The 25,679-nt window shown below is 44.1% G+C and carries 21 protein-coding genes and 5 tRNA genes; 14 read left to right on the top strand and 12 right to left on the bottom strand.

Going from position 1 to position 25,679, the window contains the following annotated elements; all coding sequences use genetic code 11:
• Positions 1-103: 103 nt before the first annotated feature.
• Together ACFOEE_RS00845 and trmB are read right to left on the bottom strand one after the other, a co-directional pair.
• The gene (locus tag ACFOEE_RS00845; RefSeq protein ID WP_377119945.1) at positions 104-1,138 is read right to left on the bottom strand and encodes a methyltransferase; all 1,035 of its coding nucleotides are present in this window, start codon (positions 1,136-1,138) and stop codon (positions 104-106) included.
• Between the two features lie 23 nt (positions 1,139-1,161).
• Positions 1,162-1,887, bottom strand: a complete 726-nt coding sequence (gene trmB, locus ACFOEE_RS00840; RefSeq protein WP_377119943.1) for a tRNA (guanosine(46)-N7)-methyltransferase TrmB — start codon at positions 1,885-1,887, stop codon at positions 1,162-1,164.
• Between the two features lie 124 nt (positions 1,888-2,011).
• On the opposite strand from trmB, the gene mutY reads away from it, so the two are divergent.
• Both mutY and ACFOEE_RS00830 read left to right on the top strand, forming a co-directional pair.
• Positions 2,012-3,070 (top strand): A/G-specific adenine glycosylase, encoded by a 1,059-nt coding sequence (mutY, locus tag ACFOEE_RS00835; protein WP_377119941.1) that lies wholly within the window; start codon positions 2,012-2,014, stop codon positions 3,068-3,070.
• Positions 3,071-3,103: 33 nt separating this feature from the next.
• Entirely contained in the window at positions 3,104-3,373 is a 270-nt protein-coding gene (locus ACFOEE_RS00830) for an oxidative damage protection protein (protein ID WP_377119939.1), read from the top strand.
• An 89-nt stretch (positions 3,374-3,462) separates the two neighbouring features.
• Here ACFOEE_RS00830 and ACFOEE_RS00825 read toward each other — a convergent pair whose 3' ends face one another.
• Positions 3,463-6,267 (bottom strand): hybrid sensor histidine kinase/response regulator, encoded by a 2,805-nt coding sequence (locus ACFOEE_RS00825; RefSeq protein WP_377119937.1) that lies wholly within the window; start codon positions 6,265-6,267, stop codon positions 3,463-3,465.
• Positions 6,268-6,736: 469 nt separating this feature from the next.
• Between ACFOEE_RS00825 and ACFOEE_RS00820 the strand changes: the two genes are divergently transcribed.
• From ACFOEE_RS00820 to ACFOEE_RS00790, 7 genes are all read left to right on the top strand, one after another.
• Positions 6,737-6,812, top strand: a tRNA-Phe gene (locus ACFOEE_RS00820).
• Positions 6,813-6,840: 28 nt separating this feature from the next.
• Positions 6,841-6,916: transfer RNA gene (locus tag ACFOEE_RS00815), tRNA-Thr, on the top strand.
• A gap of 159 nt (positions 6,917-7,075) precedes the next feature.
• Positions 7,076-7,151 (top strand) — tRNA-Phe (locus ACFOEE_RS00810).
• 29 nt (positions 7,152-7,180) lie between these two features.
• Positions 7,181-7,256 (top strand) — tRNA-Thr (locus ACFOEE_RS00805).
• Positions 7,257-7,293: 37 nt separating this feature from the next.
• A tRNA-Phe gene (locus ACFOEE_RS00800) sits at positions 7,294-7,369 on the top strand.
• Between the two features lie 320 nt (positions 7,370-7,689).
• Positions 7,690-8,433 carry a hypothetical protein gene (locus ACFOEE_RS00795; protein WP_377119935.1) on the top strand — a complete coding sequence of 248 codons (744 nt, stop codon included), beginning with the start codon at positions 7,690-7,692 and terminating at the stop codon, positions 8,431-8,433.
• 365 nt (positions 8,434-8,798) lie between these two features.
• Positions 8,799-9,032, top strand: a complete 234-nt coding sequence (locus ACFOEE_RS00790) for a hypothetical protein (protein ID WP_377119933.1) — start codon at positions 8,799-8,801, stop codon at positions 9,030-9,032.
• A gap of 249 nt (positions 9,033-9,281) precedes the next feature.
• Here ACFOEE_RS00790 and ACFOEE_RS00785 read toward each other — a convergent pair whose 3' ends face one another.
• The gene (locus ACFOEE_RS00785) at positions 9,282-12,341 is read right to left on the bottom strand and encodes an Lcl C-terminal domain-containing protein (RefSeq protein ID WP_377119931.1); all 3,060 of its coding nucleotides are present in this window, start codon (positions 12,339-12,341) and stop codon (positions 9,282-9,284) included.
• A gap of 14 nt (positions 12,342-12,355) precedes the next feature.
• Complete coding sequence (locus ACFOEE_RS00780; RefSeq protein WP_377119929.1) at positions 12,356-13,939, bottom strand: UbiA family prenyltransferase; 1,584 nt, start codon at positions 13,937-13,939, stop codon at positions 12,356-12,358.
• 235 nt (positions 13,940-14,174) lie between these two features.
• On the opposite strand from ACFOEE_RS00780, the gene ACFOEE_RS00775 reads away from it, so the two are divergent.
• The 3 genes from ACFOEE_RS00775 to ACFOEE_RS00765 are packed head-to-tail and all read left to right on the top strand — an operon-like array spanning position 14,175 to position 17,689.
• Positions 14,175-14,726: an ECF-type sigma factor gene (locus tag ACFOEE_RS00775; RefSeq protein ID WP_377119927.1), complete on the top strand. Its 552-nt coding sequence runs from the start codon at positions 14,175-14,177 to the stop codon at positions 14,724-14,726.
• A 27-nt stretch (positions 14,727-14,753) separates the two neighbouring features.
• The gene (locus tag ACFOEE_RS00770) at positions 14,754-17,174 is read left to right on the top strand and encodes a protein kinase domain-containing protein (protein WP_377119925.1); all 2,421 of its coding nucleotides are present in this window, start codon (positions 14,754-14,756) and stop codon (positions 17,172-17,174) included.
• Positions 17,171-17,689: a hypothetical protein gene (locus ACFOEE_RS00765; protein ID WP_377119923.1), complete on the top strand. Its 519-nt coding sequence runs from the start codon at positions 17,171-17,173 to the stop codon at positions 17,687-17,689. Before ACFOEE_RS00770 ends, ACFOEE_RS00765 begins: the two co-directional genes overlap by 4 nt.
• Before the next feature lies 1 nt (position 17,690).
• On the opposite strand, the gene ACFOEE_RS00760 is transcribed toward ACFOEE_RS00765, so the two are convergent.
• From ACFOEE_RS00760 to ACFOEE_RS00740, 5 genes are all read right to left on the bottom strand, one after another.
• Positions 17,691-18,443, bottom strand: coding sequence for a hypothetical protein (locus tag ACFOEE_RS00760; protein WP_377119921.1), 753 nt, complete (start codon positions 18,441-18,443; stop codon positions 17,691-17,693).
• A 36-nt stretch (positions 18,444-18,479) separates the two neighbouring features.
• Positions 18,480-19,448, bottom strand: a complete 969-nt coding sequence (locus tag ACFOEE_RS00755) for a hypothetical protein (protein WP_377119919.1) — start codon at positions 19,446-19,448, stop codon at positions 18,480-18,482.
• A 114-nt stretch (positions 19,449-19,562) separates the two neighbouring features.
• Positions 19,563-20,429, bottom strand: coding sequence for an Lcl C-terminal domain-containing protein (locus ACFOEE_RS00750; protein WP_377119917.1), 867 nt, complete (start codon positions 20,427-20,429; stop codon positions 19,563-19,565).
• A gap of 53 nt (positions 20,430-20,482) precedes the next feature.
• Complete coding sequence (locus ACFOEE_RS00745) at positions 20,483-21,073, bottom strand: hypothetical protein (RefSeq protein ID WP_377119915.1); 591 nt, start codon at positions 21,071-21,073, stop codon at positions 20,483-20,485.
• A 102-nt stretch (positions 21,074-21,175) separates the two neighbouring features.
• Positions 21,176-21,469 carry a hypothetical protein gene (locus tag ACFOEE_RS00740; RefSeq protein ID WP_377119913.1) on the bottom strand — a complete coding sequence of 98 codons (294 nt, stop codon included), beginning with the start codon at positions 21,467-21,469 and terminating at the stop codon, positions 21,176-21,178.
• 264 nt (positions 21,470-21,733) lie between these two features.
• Between ACFOEE_RS00740 and ACFOEE_RS00735 the strand changes: the two genes are divergently transcribed.
• Both ACFOEE_RS00735 and ACFOEE_RS00730 read left to right on the top strand, forming a co-directional pair.
• Entirely contained in the window at positions 21,734-22,267 is a 534-nt protein-coding gene (locus ACFOEE_RS00735; protein WP_377119911.1) for an alpha/beta hydrolase, read from the top strand.
• A gap of 450 nt (positions 22,268-22,717) precedes the next feature.
• Positions 22,718-22,975: a hypothetical protein gene (locus ACFOEE_RS00730; protein WP_377119910.1), complete on the top strand. Its 258-nt coding sequence runs from the start codon at positions 22,718-22,720 to the stop codon at positions 22,973-22,975.
• Positions 22,976-23,366: 391 nt separating this feature from the next.
• Here ACFOEE_RS00730 and ACFOEE_RS00725 read toward each other — a convergent pair whose 3' ends face one another.
• Positions 23,367-23,657 carry a hypothetical protein gene (locus tag ACFOEE_RS00725; protein ID WP_377119908.1) on the bottom strand — a complete coding sequence of 97 codons (291 nt, stop codon included), beginning with the start codon at positions 23,655-23,657 and terminating at the stop codon, positions 23,367-23,369.
• Positions 23,658-23,660: 3 nt separating this feature from the next.
• Complete coding sequence (locus ACFOEE_RS00720; RefSeq protein WP_377119906.1) at positions 23,661-24,626, bottom strand: integrase domain-containing protein; 966 nt, start codon at positions 24,624-24,626, stop codon at positions 23,661-23,663.
• Between the last annotated feature and the right edge of the window lie 1,053 nt (positions 24,627-25,679).

The raw sequence follows: 25,679 nt of genomic DNA, 5'->3' as shown, positions 1-25,679 counted from the left end.
GTGCTAGCAAAACATCTGAATCAAGTGTAGCAAACAGTTTGAATAAAAAAACCAAAATTTACCGAGAATACTCGGATTAAATTGCGCAGTTGAGTGTTTTGGCTTATTGGCAGAAATATAAAGTAAACTTGGTATTCTGGCGTGGTATTGCCACAGTTTTAAAATTAGCAGCCAAAATCGGCTGATACTTCAAAAAACTGTTGGCTACAATCAGCAATTGTCCGTGTTGTGTAAGATGGTTTTTGGCTTCGCTAAAGAAACGCTCAGAGATGCTATAGTCGGTCGTCAATCCTGTATGAAATGGTGGGTTACTGACAATAGCTGCATAACGCCCTTTGATTTCACTTAAACCATCGCTTAATAGTGCCATACCTTTGATATTATTCAGCTCAAAGGTACGAGAAGTGGCGTAAATTGCCAGTGCACTGACATCAAGCGCCGTTGGTACTAACTTGTCATTAGTGAGCGCTAAGTAAGCACTGATGACCCCAGCACCACAGCCGAAGTCCAACACTTCGCCTTGCATACGAGTTTCGGCAAGTTCCGCTAACAGCAATTCGGTGCCGACATCCAACGCACCATGATTAAACACCCCAGGGATACTGACGACAGAAAATTGCTTGCCGTTGACACTGACTTGGAAGGTTTTTTCATAGTTTTGTAGAGCAAATTGGTTCAGAGTCTTTAAACCCATAAACTCGTACAATATGCAGTGTTTCGCACTTTCTAGCTTGTAATGTTCCTGTGCAAAGTCAGCAAACTGTTTTGGTGCTGATTTAACTCCACCTTTATTTTCACCCACAATTAAAACGCGAGTGTGCGAGAGGGCTAAAGCTCGGATGTTATCAAACATCATCTCGGCTTCAGGCTTAGATTTAGGGTAAAAATAAATAACTAAATCATACTCTGCACTTGGCAACGTCGCCGCGACAACCGCTTCGATATTGAGTTTTGGGTCGACACTGGCCGTATCTGCGCAATTGTAGCTAAAGGCACAAATACGTGCATTCGGATTGAGCTTGCGTAATTTTGGTAAGAAACCATCACGTTCAAAATTAATGACTAAAATTGAATCCGCTTCCAACTCATGCTCGTTTCGTAGCAATAATTGACTCGGATTGGATAACGGACCTGACATGTTTCTTACCTTAATAAATGAAATTACTGTACGCGCTTAAACATTAAGTCCCACACGCCGTGACCTAAGCGATGCCCACGTTGTTCAAACTTGGTCAAGGGGCGGTGTTCTGGGCGCGGTACATAAGTTTTATCAGCTGACACGTTTTCATAACCTGGTGCTTGGCTCATTACTTCAAGCATATGTTCTGCATAGTTTTCCCAGTCTGTTGCCATGTGGAATACACCGCCGATTTTCAATTTTTTGCGTAGGCTTTCTGCAAACTCTAATTGCACAATACGGCGTTTGTGGTGGCGCTTTTTATGCCATGGATCTGGGAAGAATAGCTGTAGCGTACTAATGCTGCCATCAGCGATACAATCGGCAAGAATTTCAATGGCGTCATGCTCAAATACGCGCAGGTTAGTCACACCTTGTGCGTCGGCATCCATCAAACAGGCACCAACGCCTGGTTTGTGCACTTCAATACCAATAAAGTTTTGATCTGGATTGTTTTTGGCCATTTCAACCAAAGACTTACCCATACCAAAGCCAATTTCCAGCACCACATCGTTGTTGTTGCCAAAAACCTCAGCCAGATTGAGCAGACCCATGTCGTGCGTTAGGCCCATTGTAGCCCAACATTTGTCAATTGCAGCTGCTTGACCCTTAGTCAAACGGCCTTCGCGCTTTACGAAGCTACGTACTTTACGAATGAATTTACCTTCGTTTTCCGCTTGTTCGAGCGTGGTTTTGCTTAATTCTGTCATGATATCCGCACTGGCTGAAAAAATGGTCGCATATTATCCCTGTAAGGCCCATCAAGTACAAGTGCTTGACGTTTTTAAATTGCTCCCTACACTGGCGCCAGAGAATTAACTAAAAGCACAACACATGACAGTAGCAAGCGCACAAGCACAGTGGTTTTCCGACCAAGTGGTAGATTGGTATCAAGAGTTCGGGCGTAAGACGTTACCTTGGCAACTAGATAAAACCCCTTATAAAGTTTGGGTGTCGGAAGTCATGCTCCAGCAAACTCAGGTAGTGACCGTTATTCCGTACTTTGAGCGTTTTATGGCGAGTTTTCCAACGGTTATCGACTTGGCAAACGCCCATGAAGACGATGTTTTGCATCACTGGACAGGGCTTGGTTACTACGCAAGAGCGCGTAATTTGCATAAAACGGCGAAAATAATTCGTGATGACTATAACGGAATATTCCCAACTACTTTAGAGCAAGTTATGGCTCTGCCTGGCATTGGTCGTTCAACCGCAGGGGCGGTGTTATCGCTCGCGCTTGGGCAACATCATCCGATTTTGGATGGCAATGTCAAACGTGTGCTAGCGCGGTTCTTCTTGGTTGAAGGCTGGTATGGGGTTAAAAAAGTCGAGCGGAGATTGTGGGCGCTGAGCGATGCGGTGACGCCAAAGGGGCAGGTTGGTGCGTTTAATCAAGCTATGATGGATTTAGGTGCGAGCCATTGTTCGCGAAGTAAGCCAAATTGTCAGTTGTGTCCATTACAAAGCCAATGTGCAGCGCACTTACAAAATTTAACCGCGCGTTTTCCTAATCCTAAACCGAAAAAAGATAAGCCGAAAAAAGCCGCATTTCATTTGATCTTGCGTGCCGATAATCAGCTCTTAATGGAAAAAAGACCGAGTAGTGGCATTTGGGGCGGCTTGTTTGGCTTTTTTGAGTTTACTTCACACAATGCACTCGAGACCTTTTTAGCGCAGCAAGGGATAAAGGCTAAGCTTGAGGAGTTGCCCGCTTTTACCCATATCTTCACGCATTTTGAGCTGACCATAACGCCTATTGTGGCACAGCTTAGCGAAGTGCCTGATGTGGTGCATGAGCAGCAATTGTTGTGGTTTGATTTACATCAGCCGCCAGCAGTTGGGCTTGCAACACCAACAAAAAAGTTGGTTAAGTTAATGGCGACATTAGGTTAAACTAGGCAAAGTAAAGTTTAGGTGGAGACGAACATGGCACGTACGGTATTTTGTCAAAAGCTTCAAAAAGAAGCGCCAGGTCTGGATTTTCAACTGTATCCAGGTGAAATTGGTCAACGTATTTTCGACAATATTTCTAAAGAAGCTTGGCAGCAGTGGCAACACAAGCAAACTATGCTGATCAACGAGAAAAAGCTTAACATGATGAACCCTGAGCACCGTACTTTGCTTGAAGAGCAAATGGTGGGTTTCTTGTTTGAGAATAAAGAAGTGGAAATAGAAGGTTATCGCCCGCAGCAATAAGTGCGAGTATCTATAACAACAAAAAAGGCCATAAGGCCTTTTTTGTTGTCTTTACGTTGCTTGAGATAAATAGCAACCCATATATTGCATTACTCGTGATCAATGCCTTCAGCGAGGATCTTCTCAATAAACACCACAGCTTGTGAGTAAGCTAATTCTAAATTATCACGCGCACGGATAAGTTCGTCACTTGAGTGTTTGCGCTCTTTACAACTTGTTTCAAACTCCATCGCCTTGTCGGCCACAACTAATGCACCAATGGTTTTAGAGATAGATTTAAGCTGGTGACAAGCATCAATAATCACTTCTTGATCCATCGCCATGACCCCAGAATTAATATCACTGATAAGGTTAGCCGCCTGTTCAAGGTACATTTTAAAGAACCGCTGGCGCTTTTTGGCATCGTTATTGACGTACTTATTTAATGCTTCTAAATCTATCGCAGCTGGTTGCGATGGTACATCTGGCATTGGTGTGGTAACAGTAGTATCACTCTGAGCATCAGGCGAAGCTTCGGTAATTGCCAAGCGAGGTTGCTTTTCACGCCATTTATTTAATGTCGCTTCTAACACGTTAAGCTCAATCGGTTTGGTAATGTAGTCGTTCATACCCGAAGCTAAGCAGCGCTCACGCTCGCCTTTTAATGCATTCGCTGTTACCGCAATAATATAAGGCTGTGCATTTGGTTCGCTAGATTGTTCAGCTAAATCGCGGATTTTAGTCACCATGTCATAGCCCGACATTTTGGGCATATGTAAGTCAGTCAAAATTAGCGGAAATTGGCCTGATTGCCACAATTCCAGACCTTGTTGGCCATTTTCTGCAACTTCAACACCATAACCCAGTAAATGCAGTTGATCGGTCAATACTTGCTGATTGAGAATATTGTCTTCAACCAAAAGCACCAGCTTGTTTTGCGCACGCGCTTCATCAATATTGAGATAATTGTTAAAACTGGTCGCTGGTTTTAGTGTTTTCGGAGTATGCAGACCTGCACCCACTAAAACAGAGGTCATAAAGCTAGACTTGCAAAGCGGGGCGGCATTGAGATAGAAAATCTTTTGATGATTTAACGCCGCTTCATCCATCTTGCTTAGTACAATAGCTTGCTGCTCAAAACGTTCAATAGAATATAGGAGTGAGCGCAAGGTATTGTTAATCGCCGTCATACCATCAAGCGCGTCTAAGATCCAAATGACCTTGTCCTGCTGTTGGTAATCATCGATATCAAGTTCAGACTCTGCAACGATGAGGTTTGCGCCCATAAAGGACAAGTAACGGCTTAAAATTGCCTTACGCCACTGACTTTGTGTAAGTAAAACAACATTATACCCTTTTAGGGTAGCTTTATTGGCATAGGCTATTTTACCGCGAGTACTAAAGGGCAGCTCGACCACAAACTCACTTCCCATACCAATATCACTGGTGACATGAATAGAGCCAAGCATCAATTCAATGAGGCTTTTACAAATCGACAAACCTAAACCCGTGCCCCCGTATTCGCGGGTTATCGTGCTTTCAGCTTGAATAAAGGGGTTAAAGATCTCTCTTAACTGCGCTTGCGTCATGCCTTTACCATTATCAGTAACGGTAAAGCGCAAAGTGTAATGATCAGAAGTGTTTTGCGCCACTTCAACGCTAATCCGCACAAATCCTTGGCGGTCTTCATCTGTGGTAGTGAACTTTATAGCATTGCTGCAGAGGTTATATAAAACCTGACGCACACGAACTGAGTCACCAACCAAATTATCAGGAATATCAGGGGCAATACTCAGCTGGAGATCCAAACGGCGTTTTTTTGCAACGGATGATAGCACTCGGGCTACTTCCTCTATCGTGTCTGTGACTGAAAATACACTGTTGTCGATAGTTAGTTTGCCAGCTTCGATTTTTGAGAAATCGAGAATATCGTCCAAGATCCCGAGCAAAGAAAATGCACTGTCACGGATAATGGTCGTCAAACGGTGTTGCGCGCCATTGAGTTCAGTTTGGCGGAGCAAATCAATAGTACCAATTACGCCATTCATCGGCGTGCGGATCTCATGGCTCATGGTGGCAAGGAAGGTGGTTTTGGCTTCATTGGCACGTTCGGCGTTTAGTGTTGCTTTTTCTAGCGCTAATGTCCGTGCTTGTACTTCAGTTTCAAGACCGGTTTGCAGTTGCTTTAACTCACGTTCAGCGGTTTTGTTTTGCGTGATACTGGTTTGTACTTGGCGCAGTAGCTGGTTAATCGCATTAGCAACGCCGCTGAGATTGCCTGCGCTGTCTTCATCTACGATTGCTGTATAGTCTTGTTCTTTAATAATGTGCTGTAAATCCGTCTCTATATTACTGACGCTGGCACAAAGACCGCCAGATGCACGATTACACACCAACCAAGCGCCAAAACAAGCAAATATGGCGGACAACAATGCAAACAAATATGCCAGTTCACTGCCAGACGCACTGCTAGTTACGGGCTGTACTACCACCAGCTCACCAACTAGTTGATCATCAAGTTTTAATAGAATGTGTGTCATTGTGGCTTGAGCAGTGACCAGAGTTTTATCTTGGCTCAAGGCTTTGATGCTTTCGCCACCCGTTGCTGTTAATAGCGTCGCTTCGCTCATACCTGTGTGGCTAAATAGGTAATAATCGTACTGTGGTGTGATGACCTTCATGCCGTGAATCAGTTGCTTAGCATTGCTAAAGCCTAATTTCATCATGCTGTTGGCAAGGCTATCTGCCAACTCACGAATAGCCGGTGTTGCCTCAGTAAAGCTTTCCACCACGGTACTTTGTGACTGCTTTGGCCATTGGTAACCAGCGTAACCCGCCAGCGCAGCCGCTGCCAAAGCGATGGCAATAAATAGAGGCATAAATCCTTTAAAAGGAGACGAAGTATTATTTTGCATTACAGCTTCCGGTCATTGAATCTCAATTATTACTCTGTTTGCATACCATAGTTGTATGTTTGAGGCCGCTACGCTTGTTGAAAAAACGCGAGGCAGCACTGCAAACTCAAAAACCCAGAGAATTTGCTGTTATGATGACGAATTGTCCCTAGTATAGAACAGCAGCTGCGCTTTTGTACTACTTAATCGAAGTTTTATGCTAACACCATAGTCGTTAGCATAACTAGGTGTTTATCCGTTCTTTATCAATGAATAGATGAGAAAACTGATTGAAAACAGCACATTTTGTCATTTGCTTGTTGATAATTTAGCTGGTTTGCCTAAAAACCATGCAAACGCACTTTTATCACAAAAAAAGGGTTGACTTGAAAAGGCAAAACTCGTTTAATACGCCGCACGCCCAGCAAGCACGGCTGAGTTAAGCGAAGTTACAGTTCACTGTTTACTTAGTTCCAAAGTGCAAAAGTTTGCCCAGATAGCTCAGTCGGTAGAGCAGGGGATTGAAAATCCCCGTGTCGGTGGTTCGATTCCGCCTCTGGGCACCATCTTTCTAATGTGAAAGATAACCGGTGCGCCGACTTAGCTCAGTTGGTAGAGCAACTGACTTGTAATCAGTAGGTCATCCGTTCGACTCGGATAGTCGGCACCATTTCTCGCTAAGAAACAAAACATAGCAAACCCTTTTGCCCAGATAGCTCAGTCGGGTGAACTTAGACCGAAGCGCAGCTTCGCAGCTAAGTGAACGCGAGACAGGACGTCGAGCCGGTAGCCGCTTCAGGATGAATTTGGAGACCAGAGCAAATGTTATGCCCAGATAGCTCAGTCGGTAGAGCAGGGGATTGAAAATCCCCGTGTCGGTGGTTCGATTCCGCCTCTGGGCACCACCTTTCTAATTTAGAAAGGCACTTGGTGTGCCGACTTAGCTCAGTTGGTAGAGCAACTGACTTGTAATCAGTAGGTCATCCGTTCGACTCGGATAGTCGGCACCATTTCTCGCTAAGAAATAAAACATAGCAACCTTGTTATGCCCAGATAGCTCAGTCGGTAGAGCAGGGGATTGAAAATCCCCGTGTCGGTGGTTCGATTCCGCCTCTGGGCACCATCCCATCTAGCTTACAGCGCGTTTTTAAAATACCGTTTCCTACAAAAACACCCTTTTCCTACAAAAAACTGTTTTCGTCGCGCATGACGGAGGCGATTTAGCGAACGCCAGAAAGCAAAAAACCGCGATACAGAAACCTAATTAAGTTTGGCGACTTAAGTTTCCAACGCGGCTTTCATAAACATAAGCGATGTTTATATGGCTATCTTAGCTGTAGGGTAATCCTATGTCTAGTGGGTAGTAAAAAATTTGCAGACTACGTTCCTGTCGAAGCTTATTTGAATACGGAAACAAACTCAGATTTTACAAAAAGAGCAGACTTGAAAGCTTCTCAAGGTGGAAGACAAGTGTTCTTTGCACTTGAGGTGTTGTCAGAGACAAAGTCTGAAACACAGACTTTGGTGTTCGGCCACATCGCCTTTCTTCATGCCCGATTTGGTAAATTTAACTCAAGTACATCGGCCATAGCTAAACACTTACGTTATTCGGTCAATGCAGTCAAAAATGCATTAAGCGAGTTGCTCGATAGCAGAGAGGGGAAAACTCCACTTCTTATTGAAGAGCAGTCGCAAGGCTATAATCGATGCCTTAAAATAAATCTACAGCATCCATTAGGCTTTAGATTGCTGCAAAGCTATACGCACATGCTAAATAGGCAGCAATCACCTCATACATTACCACTTTATTCCGTGCGACTTGATTTAGTTGATCCCAAAAGTCGGTATGACTCGCGCCATCAACACAAAATGCTTATGCTGTACGGACTTATTAATAGCAAAATCAAAGCGAACAAAATTGCTACACGCAACAAACAGAAGAGTTATCGGCAAAGCATTTCTCAACTTAGTAAAAAACTAGGTTGGGTTTACATGACGGTAAAGTCCTTGCTAGACACCATGCTATCAATGGGGCTTCTATCTGTAGAAAAAGATTACTCAGATCATGTTATGCGAATCGTTTTTTCAACCATTGCAAAATTACAATCTGCTTCTCAAGGGCGGCAAAGTGTGCTACCTAATGACATCCCTATTGAGCGCTATAGAGATAGGCCAGTAGTTACTTAGCGCCTTTACCCTCTATATTCTAGAACTGCCTCGATGCAGTGCTTTTGCACGTCTGAAATTTGATAGTTGGCGCAATTACCATTTATTTCAAGTTTTTATCGTAATGAAAATAGGTCGATTTTCTCATACGGCTAGAATGCGAACGATAAAATCCTTCCCATTCACCGCTAAATCGCCCAACTGATAAATTAGTGATAGTTTTTCCGTGTGTCATCTAAGTTAGTGCAGCCTATACTCAATTCAGTGACTTATAGCTTTCATTTGGCGATACCTTTAAATATAGTGTTTAAATATAAAGAGATAGATTTTATCCAAACGCAGTTTGGCCAAAACCAATTTGTGTTTTTTTCTAAAAAGGGTGCGCAATGGAAACGATCGAGTTAGGCGTTGAGCCAGTCACTTTTCAGTATGAACTTGATGGTGAGCAGGTGTTTTTCTGTGTCGGGCTTACTGACTTTGAACGATTTGGCGTTGAGTGTGCCTCAAAACAGACAGTCTTAAAAGGCGTTTCTGATGATGAAACTGAAGCAATTCAAGACTATATGATACAAGTTATTTTGAGTGTGGATGACGAGAAACTTACTAGTCTAATTCATTAATAGCTTTTAGATAGCTGCTATGAGCGAAAAGCAGAAATTCGAAAACTCTCAATACTATAATTTTTATGACCGCTTTATGCTTAAAGCGGTCTTTGTAGCGATACGCGGGTCGACAAGTAGCTTAGTACTCCTATGAAATCGTTTACAACGTAGCGGCTGACATTGTGATTTAAACAGCAGTTACATTTGCAGATGTAACTGCTGTCACGGCCCCCCATGTATACCAGCTAGCCAATTTTATTGCTTCTGCTACTGCAAACTAACTTGAAAAGTACTGCAGCCTCTATCAGTAATATCCCCAGAGAACGTTTTGCCATCTTTAGATACTGTTCCATCCATGCCAACGGCAGAGAAACCGCTGGCTCGTTTTACCCAGTTACCAGTGGCAAATGTGATTTTTCTTGAGTTATTGTTGTAAATCCCATTCAGCTGATAGATGCCATTCACCCCGCGGCTGGTGAAATCAAACTTGGCGTTAACTTCTGAGCCATTCACAGAATCAATAATTAGGCGCAGAGGGGTAGAACCTTGTGCACACCTATAGTTACCCACCCAGGTTTGCCCGGCCGAAAAGGGGAGTGCTGTTTCGGTTACTGTAGCTATGGGGTTTGTGTGGTTGGAGGTAGACTGACTCGTTTTGCTGCTATCAAGATCTTTTGAAGCCGCGGTTCTGACTAAGCGAACGTGATGGTTTTCATTGAGATGTTCGTAATTCCAATAGCCTTTAGCAAAAAGAATGGCCCATGACTGTTCACGTCCTCTAAACCCATAGTAGTATTTTGACGAAGACCAAAACATAGAGTAAATATCAAATGTAATTGGAAAAGGTAATTGGTTAATTGCAGGCTCTGAAAATTTGCCAGTGCACTCACCGTCTTTAGCTCTATCATACTTCCCATTAGGCCTAGGCGTAGGTTTTCGCTGACCACTGCTGCAAAATACCAAAGAATCCAGCTCTTCAAGAGTGGGTAGCCGCCAACCTTCTTTAGTCAGCTTCATAGCATCATTCCAACTAAAACGTGTCGCTTCGCCAGAACAGCTCATGCCAGTCCAGCTCTGCCCTTCACTGCAACGTCGCCATACTAATTTTGTAGCTAAAGCAGTAACCGTTCCGTCGCCGTTGTCAATATATCCGGCTTCTAACAACTCTTTTCTTCCTTTCTCTTCAGCAGCAAGCCTAGCTTTTTCATCTTGAATTTTCTTTTTCTTAGCAGCTTCCTCAGCTGCAATTTTCTTTTTTTCAGCGGCTATTTTGGCGGCTTTTTCATCTGCCTTTCTTTTTTCCTCTGTGGGGCGGACCATCAAAACTTTCATCATAGAACCGGAAAGGCTTACATTACGAATGGTATATACATCTCCATCATTAAAATCGACATACCAAATATAGAAAGAATATGATGCATGCCTTGCGATTGTTGACGACCAAGTATCCCCGTATAAAGGAAACCCGCTGTAGCTGGCTGGTTTGGTAAAGTTGCCTAAACAACCAGTTTTAATCGCTGCTGCGCCCTCCTTTATTGTTCTGGTGTTTTTTCCAATACTGCCAGAGCTGCAATTTACTAGCGAGAATATCTCTCCTATTTCAGGCAACCTCCAATCACTATAGCCTGCAAAATCATGTTTTAACTTTGACGCATTTTCAAAGTTAAACGATTTTGGGCTACCCGAACATTTCTGACCATCCCATATTTCACCAATAAAACATCTCATCCATTGCAATTTGGCTGATAACTGAGTGATCGTCCCATCGAAGTTATCTCTAAATCCTTGCTGTTCCAATGTTGCATTGATCTTTTTTTGCATTTCGCTATAACGACTTGATTTTGGATAATCTGATAAATAACGATACATGACAGACAAATCATTACTTGCAAAATAAATACTTTCAAGCCGCTCAGGCGCTAGTTTTGAATACTTACCTTTAGGATATTTCTTCAAATACGCATTTAATGTTTGAATATTTTTAGCCAGTTTGTAAGTTGCTTCTTCGTCACGCTCGGCAATGCGTTGCTTAAATGCTTCTAGCTGCGCCGGTGTTATATTGGCCGTGACAGCAGTAGTTTTATTCGGATTAGCATTGGTAGCGGATATCACGCTAAAACTAAGCGACTCTTTATCTACGCCCTTACCACGCAGGTTTAACTCGTTACGCTGGCCCTGCTTTAACGTTGTTCGGCCTTTTGCCCCAAAGTTTGTGGTGTATTCAATGCTTAGATCTACAGAGGCATTGTTGGTCACTAATACTTTTACTAGTGAATCAAAATCACGGTCATATCTCGCTTCTGGATCTAGCCTAATATCAAGCTGTTTAAGGGCGGTTTCGGTATAGCGCTGCTTTAAAATATCTGACCATTTTACGGCGCGGGGATCAGCAAGATACTGTTCTATCTGCATTAGCGGTTCAGGTTTTGATGAAAGCATACTTGGTAGTTCAGTAGCCGATTTCCAAAAGCCTTTAATGGTTTGCAGCACACCCGTTTCTTCCTCGGTTTCAGTTGTGCTTGCTATATCTTCATCCGCTTCTAAAATCTGCTGTAATTCTTCTATCCAGTTGTCTGATACCGGAGTAATGCCTGAAATAGTGATCTTAAAATCAGCCGGTTGTTTCTCACCAACAACTAATTGGTCACGAACATTCTCACCCTTTTTCAACAAGTAACTGCTTTGCTGTTCCAGTTTTGTCTGTTTTACATTGGTGGTATGGTGCTCATCACTCCACACGCCAGCTACTTGCCTGTTTAGCTCTGTCATGGTTACCGTACCAGACAAGGTTAAATCGACAATGTAATTATTGTTTGATTCATTAAACAATTGATAAACGGCTGTAAAACCGTAGCGGTCCTGGCTGTAACCACCTGTGGTGTAATCGTTGTAGGTAGTTTCGGTTATCGCCCTGCCATTGATATAACGAGTATTTGTAGAGGATGAACTATGGTTAAGAACCGGGACATAACGCTCACCAATTTTACCTTCGCGAAAGGTAAAGCGGGTATCCAGACCAGATTGCGCGGCAGATTTTGCTTTAAACGCAGGTAAAGCAACAAGGTCTTTAAACTCCTCATTGAATAAAAGCAATGCTGATACATTGTCTTGTTGCAACAGCTTGCTATACGCCAGTGCAGCAGCGTCAACCAGATGATCACTCGCCGGATTCTGCCGAATATACTCTTGCAACTTTTGCAGATCGCCGCTGGCCTTTAACTGCTCCCAGTTGTCGGCATAGACCGAGCCACTGGCAAAACTGACTGCCAGCGTCAACGTAAGTAGCCAGTGCTTAACCGCTACTACCGTTTTATTTTGTCTTCTCATACTTACACCCTTGTTTAAATAACCTGCCAGCAATAACCAGCCAACAATACAAAACCCACACCTTGCGTTAGCAAAAGGCAATACTCAGCATTGCGTAACCAATACGCCAGTACACCGAAGACTGTCGCAAGACTTACACCAACCAATAACCCCAGCCCTAGCCAATAACTACTTAATAACAACGAAAAAATTACTGCTACGCAAATAAGCAGATAGGCTGATTTAGCCCCAATAAGGCCTGCAAGCGTTACTACGCCGACACGACGGTCGGCACTGACATCCTTAATATCTTTCAAATGCGAGGCAATAAAAAAGAACAGCAAAATGCTATATAACAACGGTAAATCCATCTTTTGGAACGCAAGGTTGGCTTCTACCACCACATAACCGGCGACCACCACGCTGCCCGCGATTAGCATAAGCACAGCATGTGCTAAGCCCAAAAAGCGCTTTAACCTGAAAGGGGGAGCCGAATAGAGATAGCTAAAGGCAGCAAGTGCAATAGCAACAAAAAAGAAGTGCTCATTCACCAGAAGTGCTAAGGCCAAGCTAAACAATAACGCTATGATCGCCAGTTGTGTCATTGCATTGACTGTTATTGCGCCTGTTACCAGCGGGCGCTGAGGGTTTGATATGCGGTCACCCGTTAAATCGGCCAGATCGTTAACCGCGGTAGAAAAGACAAACAACAAACTAATACTTAAACAAGCTGCCAGCATACGTAACAGGTCATATAAGTTAATTAACTCAGCCCCCGCCAGTGCGTTAATGGCAGCCAACAGTATTGCAAACGCCATCAAACCTACATAAATACTTAACCGCTCCAACCGTATTAACTGCCAGCAGCTATAGCGCCATTGCGCCTTCAAAAAAAATACTGCCATTACCACTAGTACCGCCGCCAGCGGCAAATACATTAATGCATATAAATGTGTGTTGCTGCGAACCGGCAGCATGGCGGCACCCACCAGCTCAGAAAAGGCCACGCCCGTCAGTTGGCTGTATACCGCAGGCAAATAACCAAACAAAAAGATAATCTGGTAAACCCCAAACACCGCCAGTAACAAACGCCAAAGCGGTCGCTGCATTAGTAGCCCATAGCTGGCAATAAACAACAGCACCAGTGCAACTTCAACCCTAACACCGGGGCTAATTTGCGCTATTGATTCCCAGGGATTAAATAAGGCGCGCCAGGTATGCCAAAAACTGTCAAAGGTATGGCTGTAACTAATGCTAATGCCACTTGGAAAAACATAATCTATCCATGGCACAATACAAATAACCGGAAAAACTATCAAAGTCGCCCGGCTAACAAAATTAAAATCAATTTTTAGGCTAATGCTCAACCACAAGGCAATTGCCACAAATAGCGTCAACCAAGAAAAAATAACGTGCAAATAATCGACCAGTGATAGATAAAACTCTGGAAAGTAACTGATGGCAGCAGAGGGCTCTAATAACAGCTCAAGCCAGGTACGTACCACTATAACCGCCAGCAAAGCTGCAAAAAAACTGCCCGGTGATAACGGTTCAAGGTGTATTTTTGTTAATGTGACTTTTAAAGTCTCAACCAACGACTTAGTAGTTTTTTCTATCATCTAAGGTTGTTATCCATTTTAGCTACAAGAACATCCGCATGGTCTTTAATCAAAATTTGAAGCGTTCAAAGATTAACTATTAACTTAATTAACTTATCAGGGATTCTCTATGTTTCACAGCCACGTATTTCCGTAAGTTTTTCGCAAAATTTGAAGAAAAATAATTTTTCATATGAATTTTGAAGCAAAAAATTGTTGACCTATCGCATAAAAGCAATAGATTAAGGCAAGGTTAATGTTATGGATTGCTGGTATGCCCGTTGTAACAAGTGCTGCTTTTTCGGCTGCTAATGCAGCTCACTTATTTAACTCGCCCGACATTTACTTTTTGGTAAAACAACTGGCACAAAGCCATAAAGCAGTAGTGTGCGATGCAGAGCTCGACTGGCACAGCACCACCGCCTTAGTGCATGAGGTGTATTTAAAACTGCAGCAAAATAGGGTTGCGTTAATAACCGACGACGAGCGGGCGCTGCTAAGGCAGCTAAGTCAGGTATGCCGCTGTGTAATAGTGGACTTAGTGCGCAAACAACAGGCAGAGAAACGCCAGCAGCAAGATGATGTCGAGCCCGCTGCGCTACTTGATATGAAACTACTGCAATTAGACAAAGTGCTTACCGAGTTAGAGCAAAGCTACCCGGAGCAAACCCAGGCGGCTTTACTGTATTATTTTGGCAAGCTGAATCGCGACGATATTGCCAAGGTACAGCAAATCTCTCCGCGCACGGTGGATAACTACTTAAACTTTATCCGCGCTGCGGTAAAAGCCGAGCTGTTAAGTGCTTAATACGACAATAATAAAAAGAATTCTACTATGAATTTATTTCAACTTTATTTAGATGCCGCAGCCCTTCCAAGTGCTGATGCCCAGAAGCGTTTTATTGATACTCTGGCAGAAAAATCCGCCCAGTTGGCCGAAAAGTTAAAAGCCTTATTGGCTGACACTAACCACACCCTGCATTTAGCCGACGATATTCGTCATGCCGCCAGCCGGTTGCAACAACTTGATATCAGTGGCGAGTTAACCGGCAAACGGCTGGGCTATTGGCAGCTCGATAGCATTATTGCGCATGGCGGTATGAGTACCGTGTATTTGGCCAGTCGGCAAGATGGCCAGTTTGAGCAGCAAGTGGCCATTAAAGTATTAAACCCGCTGATTTACCCTGTTACGCCCAACAGCCAAGCTTTTGCCGAAGCCAATGTCGCCGCCAAACTTAACCACCCCGGTATTACCAAAGTGTTTGATGCGGGTATTACTGGACACAATGGCCAGCAAGCGCATTATATTGTGATGGAGTATATAGAAGGCCAAAACCTGGACTGCTGGCTAAAAAGGCACAACCCTAACCTCTCAACCTTGGTGCAGCTGTTTATCGAATTATGTGATGCCCTGCACTATGCCCACACCCACCAGATTATTCATGCCGATCTAAAGCCAGAGAATATTCTGGTGGATGAACACGGTAAGCCAAAACTAATTGATTTTGGCATTGCCCGGCTACAACAGCAAAGCGAACAAGCGCCTGCCTTTGTGCAGCATTACGTTAAGGCCTTGTCGCGCCAGTACGCGAGCCCAGAGCAATTAAGCGGCGAGCCACTGACAACACTGTCGGATGTGTTTAGTTTAGGAAAGGTACTGCAACAGCTGTTCAAGCACACCACGAAAAAACCAACAAGGGAGTTAATTGCGGTTAGCAACAAAGCTAGTGAACCTGATACCGCACAACGCTACTCTGCAATCCTAGCCTTGCAACAAGATCTGCTTGCTTACATGAGCAACAGGCCAGTGCAAGCCTTTAAGGGTGGCCCGTTATACTCGCTTAAAAAGCTGATGCAACGCCAACCGCTATTACTGGGTTCTATTACGGTGTTATTTATAACAATGGCAGGTTTTAGTATTAGTTTGCAACAAAAGAACCAGGCACTAATCACTGAGCGCGCCATTGCCGAGCAGGTTAGCCAATTCATGGTCGAGGTATTTAACGCTGCAGATCCTATGCTGTATGACGGTAACCCAATAAGCGCCGGCGAATTATTGCAAGATGCCACCACCAAACTTAATGCCTTACCAGCTGAAGCTGAAGTAACACAGCGTTTAAAGCTGCAATTAGCAGCAAGTTTAAGAGGCATTGGCGCGCCGGATAAAGCCTTAGAGATCCTGCAATTTAGGCCCTTAGCCAAATTAAATGCCGATTTTATACTAGAAAAAAGTATATCACTGCTAAATGATGGTCAGGATCAGGCAGGTTTAGATTTGCTTACCAACTTAGCTGCAGATGAACTCAGTGAAGGGCAACAACTGTTACTCTTTTACTATACGGGTCGTGCTTTGGTGCAATTATCACAACATCAAAAAGCAACTGACGCACTTCAACAGGCTGAATTTATTGCGCTTAAGCTTAGCAAACACTCATTATTACAAAATATTTATAACGTACAATCGTATAATATGCAGCTGCAAGGTAATACAGCGGCACAACTGGAAATTGCTCTAAAAGGCCTGGCGAAAGCTGAGAAGTTTAGCCAGTATCTTAGCAACGATCGGGTGATGGCACTTAGGACCTTACAAAACGCCTACGGTGCTGTGGAGGATTACCAACAAGGTAAAAATATCTTGGAGCAGATTCTTAATTTACAACTACAGCTTTTACCAGAAGAGCACCCAGACATCGCATTAACATTTAATGACTTAGGTCATAATTACAGTAGCATGCAGCAATACGACAAAGCTATTGATTATCATAGTAAAGCGCTAGCTCTTATTGAAAAGCGTTTTGGTCAACGGCATATTGATTACATTTACGGGAATGCGTATTTAGGGAATGCATACGCTTATCTAAACAACTATGAGCTTGCTATCGCCGCTTATCGCCGTTCGCTTGCAGCAAGCGAACAACTTTATGGTGATACTAACCTAGTGACAATAAATGCACGAACAAACTTGGCAGGGGCTTATCAGGAAAGCAAGCAGGCTTTATTAGCGCTTCCTCTTATTGAAAAAGCGCTATCCGACGCATCACAGCTTTATGATGCCGATAGTTTACGCATGGCATTATTAAATATTGTTTATGCTGGAGTACTGATAGATCTCGATCAAATACAGACTGCAACGGAATTGCTTGAGAAAGCGTTGTTAGTTTTAGGGCAAACGCTGGGCGAAAGTCATATTCGTTATCAAAATGTCCAGCGCCGCTTACAGGAGTTAGCAGGTGAGGATACGAAAAAAGGCACATGACAACCCAACTGTTTGATGAAACCCAAACCAATGCCATTCACCTGATCCGTGTTTGGCAGTTATTTGATGCCGGAAGCATTACCACGTGCTTAGTTGCAGAAGACTTTAGCCTGGTGCACAGCGAAACGCTAAACAGCTACAGCACCCTACTCACTTTTAGCAAACACCAGCTGCCGGTATGGGTACGGCTTACCAACCAAACGCAAGTCGATATTGAACGCTTGGCCGCCGATGGCCTGCACTTAACCAATAGCCCAGCTACAGGGCAACTGGATATCGCGGTGCCAGCAGAGAGCGTCCGGTTGCTGCAGGCTATCGAGCAAGCAGTGCTAGCCCTAACGGCGGAGCAACCTGACGCTTTTGCCAAGCGCATTATTGTGCGGCCTTATCAGGCCATTTGGCACAAGTTAGCGGTAGCTAAAAGCGTGCAGCCCGATGACGGCCAAAACGTGCAACCGCTCTTGCAACAGCTAGAGCAGGCTGCTATCAGATGGGTAACCAAAGCAAAAGTTTAAACTAGCCCACTTGCAGCAATAGCAAATACGCCAGCTGTAATAGGATGGCAACCATCGCGATGGGCTTAAGGTGTTGTTGGCAACTTGCTGTGCTTGCTGAATTATCTGCATGGTTGTGCCGGTCTGTTAACCACTTTGCAAGGTGCACTAACCGGCAGGCGTAATACGCGCATGTTAGCGCCAAGCCAAAACAGGCCATTACGATAAACGGCAAACTCAGTAGCACCGTGGTGCGCGGATATTCTATCACCTGCAGAACCAAATTCTGCTGCACACTTAACTCTCGATATTCGGCAAGCTGCTGCTTAAGCCAACTTCGCTGCGCTGGCGTTATGGGTTTGGCCAAGTATTTGGCGTGTTCAGGCTCAATAAAGGCGTCTAAAAACCGTTGTAAGGGGGTGCCATAAGGAATATTGGTTGATGGAAAGCGCTGAACCACATAGAGCGTATCGTCTTTTTGCACCAATGCCCAGGTTTCGTTTATCCGGCTAGAGGTAATATAGCGGCCATGTTCGAATTCACTTAAGCGTCGTGACGGGCGACGAGAGGTTTTGTGCAGTTGCTTTACGCTATGCAGTGTATCGTAGTGCCAATACCTTACCTGACCGGCGTTAAGCTCACTATTATTTAGGGGCTGCGCCCATTGAAAGTCATGGCGGTAGTGATGGTAAATCATCAGCAGTGCCGTAAGGCTCATTGCTAGAATAATCAGCAGCCCCAGCTCAGCATAAATAGCTTCTTTGGTAATTTTCAATTAGCCGCCGTATTGCCTCACTTGTTACAGCACCTGTTATTGTTCCTGGCTATCAGAGTTGGCACCCAGCTCGCTAAGTAATTGCAGCATCGCCTCGCTTTCAATCATTTTAGCCACACTCAGTGCAGTATCGCCAAACTCGGTCCTCGCTTGCGGGTTTAGCCCTTGCGCTACTAAAAAGCGCACCGCTGCGGCTTGCTGTTTCGACACCGCCATAATAAACAGCCGCGCTTGCTCGCTTTGGGTTAACTCGCCCTGCGCGCTGAGCTGCGGCCAAAGTGCGGCAACCTCGTTTACCTTACCCCAAAACAAGCCTTTACCGATGCGATCTAAAAGCGGCACGGTGACATCTTGTAAATTGGGTTCAAAGTCGTGCAACTGCCAGCTTAGCTTGGCATCGGCTTCGCCCAACACCACCTTGCCGTTATCTAGCCTAAAAGGGAACTGGCGTAGCGATTGGTTGGGCAAGTCAGACACAGGCGCTAATAACCGGCCCAATTTATCCCAGCGGGCACTAACACAAGGGTCGGTAAAGCCTGTATCGGTTAGCTGCAGCTCACAACCAAAATAGGGTGAGATTAACTCGGTTAACTGCACCACTGCACTTGTTGCTTCGCTGTTATTTGCAAACTGGCGATACCAGTGCTGCCCGTGCGCTAAGGCGATAGACGGCAAGCGAGAATCCAATACGTTACATGCTAAACCCTGATAACTTTGTTTGTTCGGTAGCCAGCTTTTGTCCAGCGCAGGCTGGGCTTTGAGGGTGTTAAATTCTGCGGCACTGTAATGGCATAAATACAAGGGCAGCGGCCATTTCAGTGAGCTTACGCTGTTAAACGCTACCTTGGTACAGCTCCCCACCGCAGGCAAGGCAACTGCTGTGGGTGTGGTGTTTGCTGGCTGAGCTTCTGCAGCATGGGCTTTTGGTAAACACCAAACTGCGCTAATAAGCAGTGGCGTTAAGGCGAATGCTTTAAAGGCTGCAGCCGGTTTTGCTTTAATCATCACGCACCTTGGTTAACCCCAACCTCGCACAAATGCCGCTACGCGGCTCAAATCACTGGTCAAGTCCCCACAGTTTTTAGCTGGATGCTGACGCCACAATAGCATCTATGGGCGCTATTGCCCATTACGTACTAAACGAATCATCCCAGGATTATCTTCGTGTTCAAAGTAGACACTTCCTAATTGAAAACCAGTACCCCAAGCTCGATTGGGTCGGTCAATATAAGGTGTTGATGACCAGACAAAACTAGCAGGAGAATCAGGGAATGCATTGATATTGATTTTGGGATTGTAATATTCGCTACCAAGGCACTCTCCAGTTGTATCCCCAACATAACGCCCACCTGGCCGCGCTGACGGCTTGCGCCCTGCCGGGCAGAGCACCAGCGTATCCAGCTCATCGACTGTCGGCACTCGCCAATCGCTATGGCCCGCATAGCTATAGCTTATGGCGGTTCTGAGCGCATCGTTCCAGTTCATTTCCATCGCCACACCGGCACAGGTACTGCCTGTCCATTGCTGCCCCAGGCTGCAACGCATCCAGGTCAGGTTGGTTTTGGTGTCGGTAATAGTACCATTGCCGTTATCGCGATAGCGGCCGTCGATAAGTTCAGCTTTAGTTGCGGCGCTGGCGGGTTTGGCGGCTTTAACAGGAGCACTTGAGGCAGCTGCACCAGAATTATTTACATTTTGCGTCGATAACCACCAGCCAGCCACAATAACTGCTGCTACAGCGGCTATCGCTGGAATTTTCCACTGCGATTTCGGCTCTGCTTTAGGGGTAGCATCACTCAGGGCTACACCATGCTGCTGCGCCAATTGCTGCACCCGTAAACGCAAATAAGCCGACTCTGCTTTGGCCTTATCACCTTCAGCCATCGCCAAGGCTTTTGCCCAAGTTGGCGCAATAGGCTCATTAGCCTGCAATTCTTGGTATGCCTGTTGGTACAGATCGTCTTCGGTCTTTTGTGGTTTACTCATACTAACAACCTTCATAGATCAGCATTAACGGAAGGAATACCTATACAAATTTACTAAAGTCGAATTCTAGACTGATTTTCTTCACGCTCCTTGCGAATTTGCTGAGATAGTGCAAACGATTTCTCTTCTAGATCATAATCTTTAATCTCAATATTTACTCTTGAAGGCGATCTGCCAATTGATGCATTAATGCACTGATTTTGCTTTGTACAAGTAAGTTCGTCTCCTCTAAAAAAATTGTTATAAATAGACTGTACAGCGCAATTCTGCCAACAAAATGCCAGCCAAGCAAGCCCAGAACCTTTGTCATTCCTGGGACCAAAATTCAAACGAACTTCTTGCTGTGGAGGGCCAAACTTATTTATTAAACTAGCTTTTATAGTGTCCATATTGGGTTCATAGTCAAATTTAATATGCTGCAAAACACTTATGACACCGTATTTCAGACTATAAGTAATTTCAAACTGCCCATCAAAACCGTTTTTAGTACACCTGATATACGCGCCATCATCGTTAATTGAAGGGCTCCCACAATTGAGGCCCATTGAAGCTGCGTTGAATTGTGCTCCCAACTTGATCCCTCCCAAGTCTTTAGCATGTAACAAAAATGGAACTAAAAATAACAGCGCAATTAACGTCTTCACTGACACCTCTCATTGAACTTCTGATATTTATAAAATATGCAGCTACGGAATTTTTTGTGGTATTAACATACCGAAAACATGTTAGCTTTCCCACTACAACTATTACTTGCTCACTGCCGTAACCGAACCACCATCCTGGCAACGTGTTTTTTGATCTTTGCCATCAATATAAACCGTGCTTAAGCTATTCGTTCCTGACCAGGTAATAGTGGCCCTGCCATTGCTGTCGGTTTGTACCGGCTGTGTCATACCACCGCCGCTTACTTCACCTGTAACCCTTACACCGGATTTAGCTTTGCCATCTGGCCATGTTACTGTAACTTGGCAAGTTCCTGCCATAGCTGAGAAGCTGCCAAAGGCCAATATAGACGCTGTCGCAATAATTGTTTTTTTCATAAGGTACCTTGTTATTTCATGTTGATTATTTGTTTAGCAGCATTAAACATTTGCTGAAAAAATAGCTTAATGCTAAAGCCCAGCAAAACAAGGCACGTATTTCAAACGACTTTTCGCAAACAAGCTGAAGAAATATTTTCGATAAAATTAATGGTAAGAAGCGAGCAACTAACGTTATGGTATCTAGCATATAACGCTTTTTTCTCTGCCAGCTTAACTAGGCGGTTCGTACTAGGTGAGTAACAAATTCAGGTTTAACAAAATATGCCAGCATTACAACCTTTAGTCGTTTTTAGCCACGGCAAAGAAACCGGCCCTAATGGCCGAAAAATTAATATCCTGCTCGAGATTGCCCACAGCGCTGGTGCGAAAACGCTAAGCGTGGATTACACCAGCACCTTGGACCCGGCTTTGCGGGTAAAATTGCTTTTAGACACTGCATTGCCTGAACACCATGGTTTAATTTTGGTGGGCTCCAGTATGGGTGGTTATGTTAGTACTGTAGCCAGCCGCACGCTGAAACCCGATTCATTACTGTTAATGGCTCCGGCATTTGGCCTCGCGGATTACCCAGAGCCTTACCCTGCGCCTTCGTTAAGTCGCATTGCTGCCGTGCACGGCTGGCATGACGAGGTGGTGCCGGTAGACAATGCTATTCGCTGGGCAAAACTGCACCAGGCTAAATTGGTGCTGGTAGATGACGATCACTCGCTGCATAAAGAAGTGGGCACTGTTGGGGAGTTGCTGGTTAACATGATCGCGCAGGTAAGAACAAACTCATTTGTTTATATCGGCTGAAAGCAATGACCGCTTTAAACGCTATAGCGGACATTGTTGCTAGTTTCATTGAATTTCCGCTTTTGGCACAAACCAGAAATAGTTTCATTCTCTAAGTTAACTACCTTGGTTCAGAGGTAATTCAAAAGTCACCCTGTATATCTACATTCGCAAATATACCGCGCTAAACCAAGCAGAACAAAGAGGGGAAAATTAATTGTTGACGTTCTGAGCGTGTTATGGCAGTCTAAAGAAGATTCCAGCAAAAGCGAGACGAATGTCATCGCGTCAAGAAATAAAGCCTTTGGCTTTATCATATCAGTGAGATCTACTCACAACTAAAAACCAAGCTTTCGGGCTTTTTACCTCACAAATTAGTTCATCTGATTTAGGCATTTTTGTGCCTTGAATTTGGCTATTTTTACACGCATTGATTCAAATGAGAGTTAATTATTTTATCAAGAGGTTTTTATGAATTTAAAAGAAAATGCGAGAGAACATCTATTAGACGTAGCGATTAAAGATATTGAAGAGAATGGGATCTACTGGAATGGCTCAATTTCCAGAAATCAAAGAGGGTATTTGCTCACATTGCTAGAAGAGCACGGATACGAGATCTCCATGAGTGAAGTGCCACCTCATTGGGAGCATGCTTTTTATACCTCGGCTTATTCATATGATGATGTGCTTGAATTAGCACAGAAGCGTGCTGAAGAAAGTGGCTTATAATTGAACGTTTGAGTACGCTCATGTGGACAACTGGGGACGCAAGCTGCCCCCACGTTGCCACACAATCGCTATATTTGCATATGAGTTGGTTGAGAGTCGGCTCCGCCTTAATAAATATTTTTTATTTGTTAAGCCTAAAATGAGTTTATAGATAGAAAAACGAGTATTTTGACTCCGCAATCAAGATGGAACTGTGATTGAATAAATAATGGGATTATTAAGGGGCGTGCCCCTTGATGATTGGCCTTTCAACGATGGAGCTATAGCGCCATAAAGTTGTGCTCGCACGTATTTATAGTAATGCCGATAATGCTGCCAGCCTCCTGATAAACCAATCGATCTAACAAGCAACTTTTTAGCTTCGTTCGGACTCATTCGTGACAACTTCGCTCTAGATAACAGGGAAAGGCGGTTTGTTGGTTCTATTCAGCAGCTCCCAAAGTAGTTCTACGGCCAGCCGGTGATCGCGCAGTGTAGTTGAGCTTAGATGGGAGTGCCTGGCATAGTATCGATGAATATGTGCTCGCCCGACTTGAGGCGGAGATTTAACACCTTTTTCGTTTTGCGCGATATTTTCAAGTATGTTGATTAACCTTTTCACCATTGCTCGTCGTGCGGTTTTGCCGCCATGTCGAACATACACATGGGTTCTTTCTTTTATCCATTTTTCCATATGGCTCATGACTTAACCTAAGTAGCTGTTTGTTACATCGATACGGCCGTGGCCAAGCTCTTGCGATACCTGCATTCTTGCATGATGGTCTAAAGTTTTGGCTTCTTTGAGAGACATGTTTAGAGTGCTAGCTATGTAGCGGTAATGTTCAATGCCGTGCTTAATACCGCTAGCGACAGGGCAAGCAACATTGCTCAATGTTTGATAACGCATTTGTGCATAGTGATGGCGCTCTGCATGGAATGTTATGTCAAGTGATTTTAATTCGTTGTATGCGTTTTGTTTAAATTGTTTATAGCTTTGACCAGGTGTGATCATACTTCTTCCATTTTGAAATGTTGCAGCAAGTCTTAGCACCTGATATTGGGAGTCATTTTGAATTGGTACCGTTCGTAGTCTTCCGCCCTTGGTACCATCTTTTATGTTTATATATCTATGCAGCAAGGCTTCATGCAGCGCTTTTTTAGCATCTAACTTCGCAGATTCTTCAAACCGTAAACCAAGCTGTCGTTGAAGTTCCAATAAGGCTGAGGTTCTTGGGCTTAGGGCATTTAGTGACTTTGCATGAACATCGCCAGTAACGCTTTTATTGGTTGTTGCGATACCTGACCTTTTAGGAAGATTACCTTCCGCAACCGGTGCAACGTGGACTGTTCTATCACCTCGAGCTATTTCCATCACTCGGTTTACAGCGCTCATGTAGTTCTGCGCGGTTGAGGCTGACAAGTTTTGCTGGTTGCATCGCTCATTCAGATGTGATGAGTATTCCTGTAAATGATCGAGCGTTATATCTCGGATATCTTTTATTTGATGTTCAGCCTTGAGCCAAGAACAAAAGCGGTTCCAGCGACCATGCATAGTCGATATAGAAGAAAATGACTTGATGTCTTCTTTAAGCGCATTGAGGCCAGCTTTGCCTATGTCTCTCGACTTCAGCCCAAAATTCCTTGCATTTGGGTTTTGCCGTTCGTGTCTCAAAATAACTCTCCAATCAGTTTATTCACTCCGATCAACCCTCTTTAACTTGGTTGGTGTTACGCAATTTTTTGAAAGCTTTGCTTGCTTTTGATCGGCACTGGTTCTTGCCAGCACAAGGGTAGATAAACCGTTACCCACGGGAACTTATCAATTATTTGAAATACTGCCTTGGAGGAGGGAACTCGTTCGCTTACCTAGCCCCATTCAAGGCTGGTATTTGAGCCAGGCTCATATTTCAAAGAGTCGCAGCGCTAATTTCGTGCGATTTCGTGAATGCTGATTTAGTTGGTATAGCCTACAAATAAAGGGCTGTAGCAGGTTTTTGTCGGCCGTCTCTTTTTCAGTAGAAAAAAGAGACGGCGACTCAAAAACCCAGTTACATAGTTAAGGGCGGCTGAGCCAATCAGGTTCTTCATGCTACATGGCATGAGAGTGATATTTTGAAGATAGTTACGCCGGAAAAATCCTGTAACTTAGGCAAGGGACCGAGCTTTAGTTGCATCGGTTAAGGACTGCTTTCAAAGCAGAACATAGAAAAAATATTATTTTTAGCATGGCAATGCAAGCTAATTATTTATGTTATTGGCTCTAAGAAACATTCAAGTATAAAAAGTAATTTAATTAGTAATGAATATTTATTTGTTGCCTTATGTCTGTTTTCTAGTTTAGCATAAAAAAAAGGCATAGATTCGCACCCTTGCCTACGGAGGTTAAGGTTTCTTGGCCTCCATTTCAATCTCTGCAGAGCCGAAAAACTCAAGTCACTAATGGCGTAAAGTGGCGTCGGCAAATCGATCTGGCCAGGTCGATGAGTTACCTTCAAATGTTTGAGTTGCTGAATAGAACTCAAAACCTAACATGAAAGAAAAGCCGTTGGACGCCTCCACGGCTTTTTTTATTATCACCAATTTTGACAGTTAGCATAATGCATCATTCCTACAAAAGGTGCACAAGATGCAAAACAAAGTAACTTCTTTGAAGTTTTCAATAAATTTAGCTGTTTTTATCGGTGTTTCATTCCTAATGATTGGATGCTTGTTATTCTTAGCTGCC

This window comes from Pseudoalteromonas fenneropenaei, assembly GCF_042643375.1.
GTDB classification, from domain to species: domain Bacteria; phylum Pseudomonadota; class Gammaproteobacteria; order Enterobacterales; family Alteromonadaceae; genus Pseudoalteromonas; species Pseudoalteromonas fenneropenaei.
This window is presented reverse-complemented; position numbering and strand designations above follow the sequence as displayed.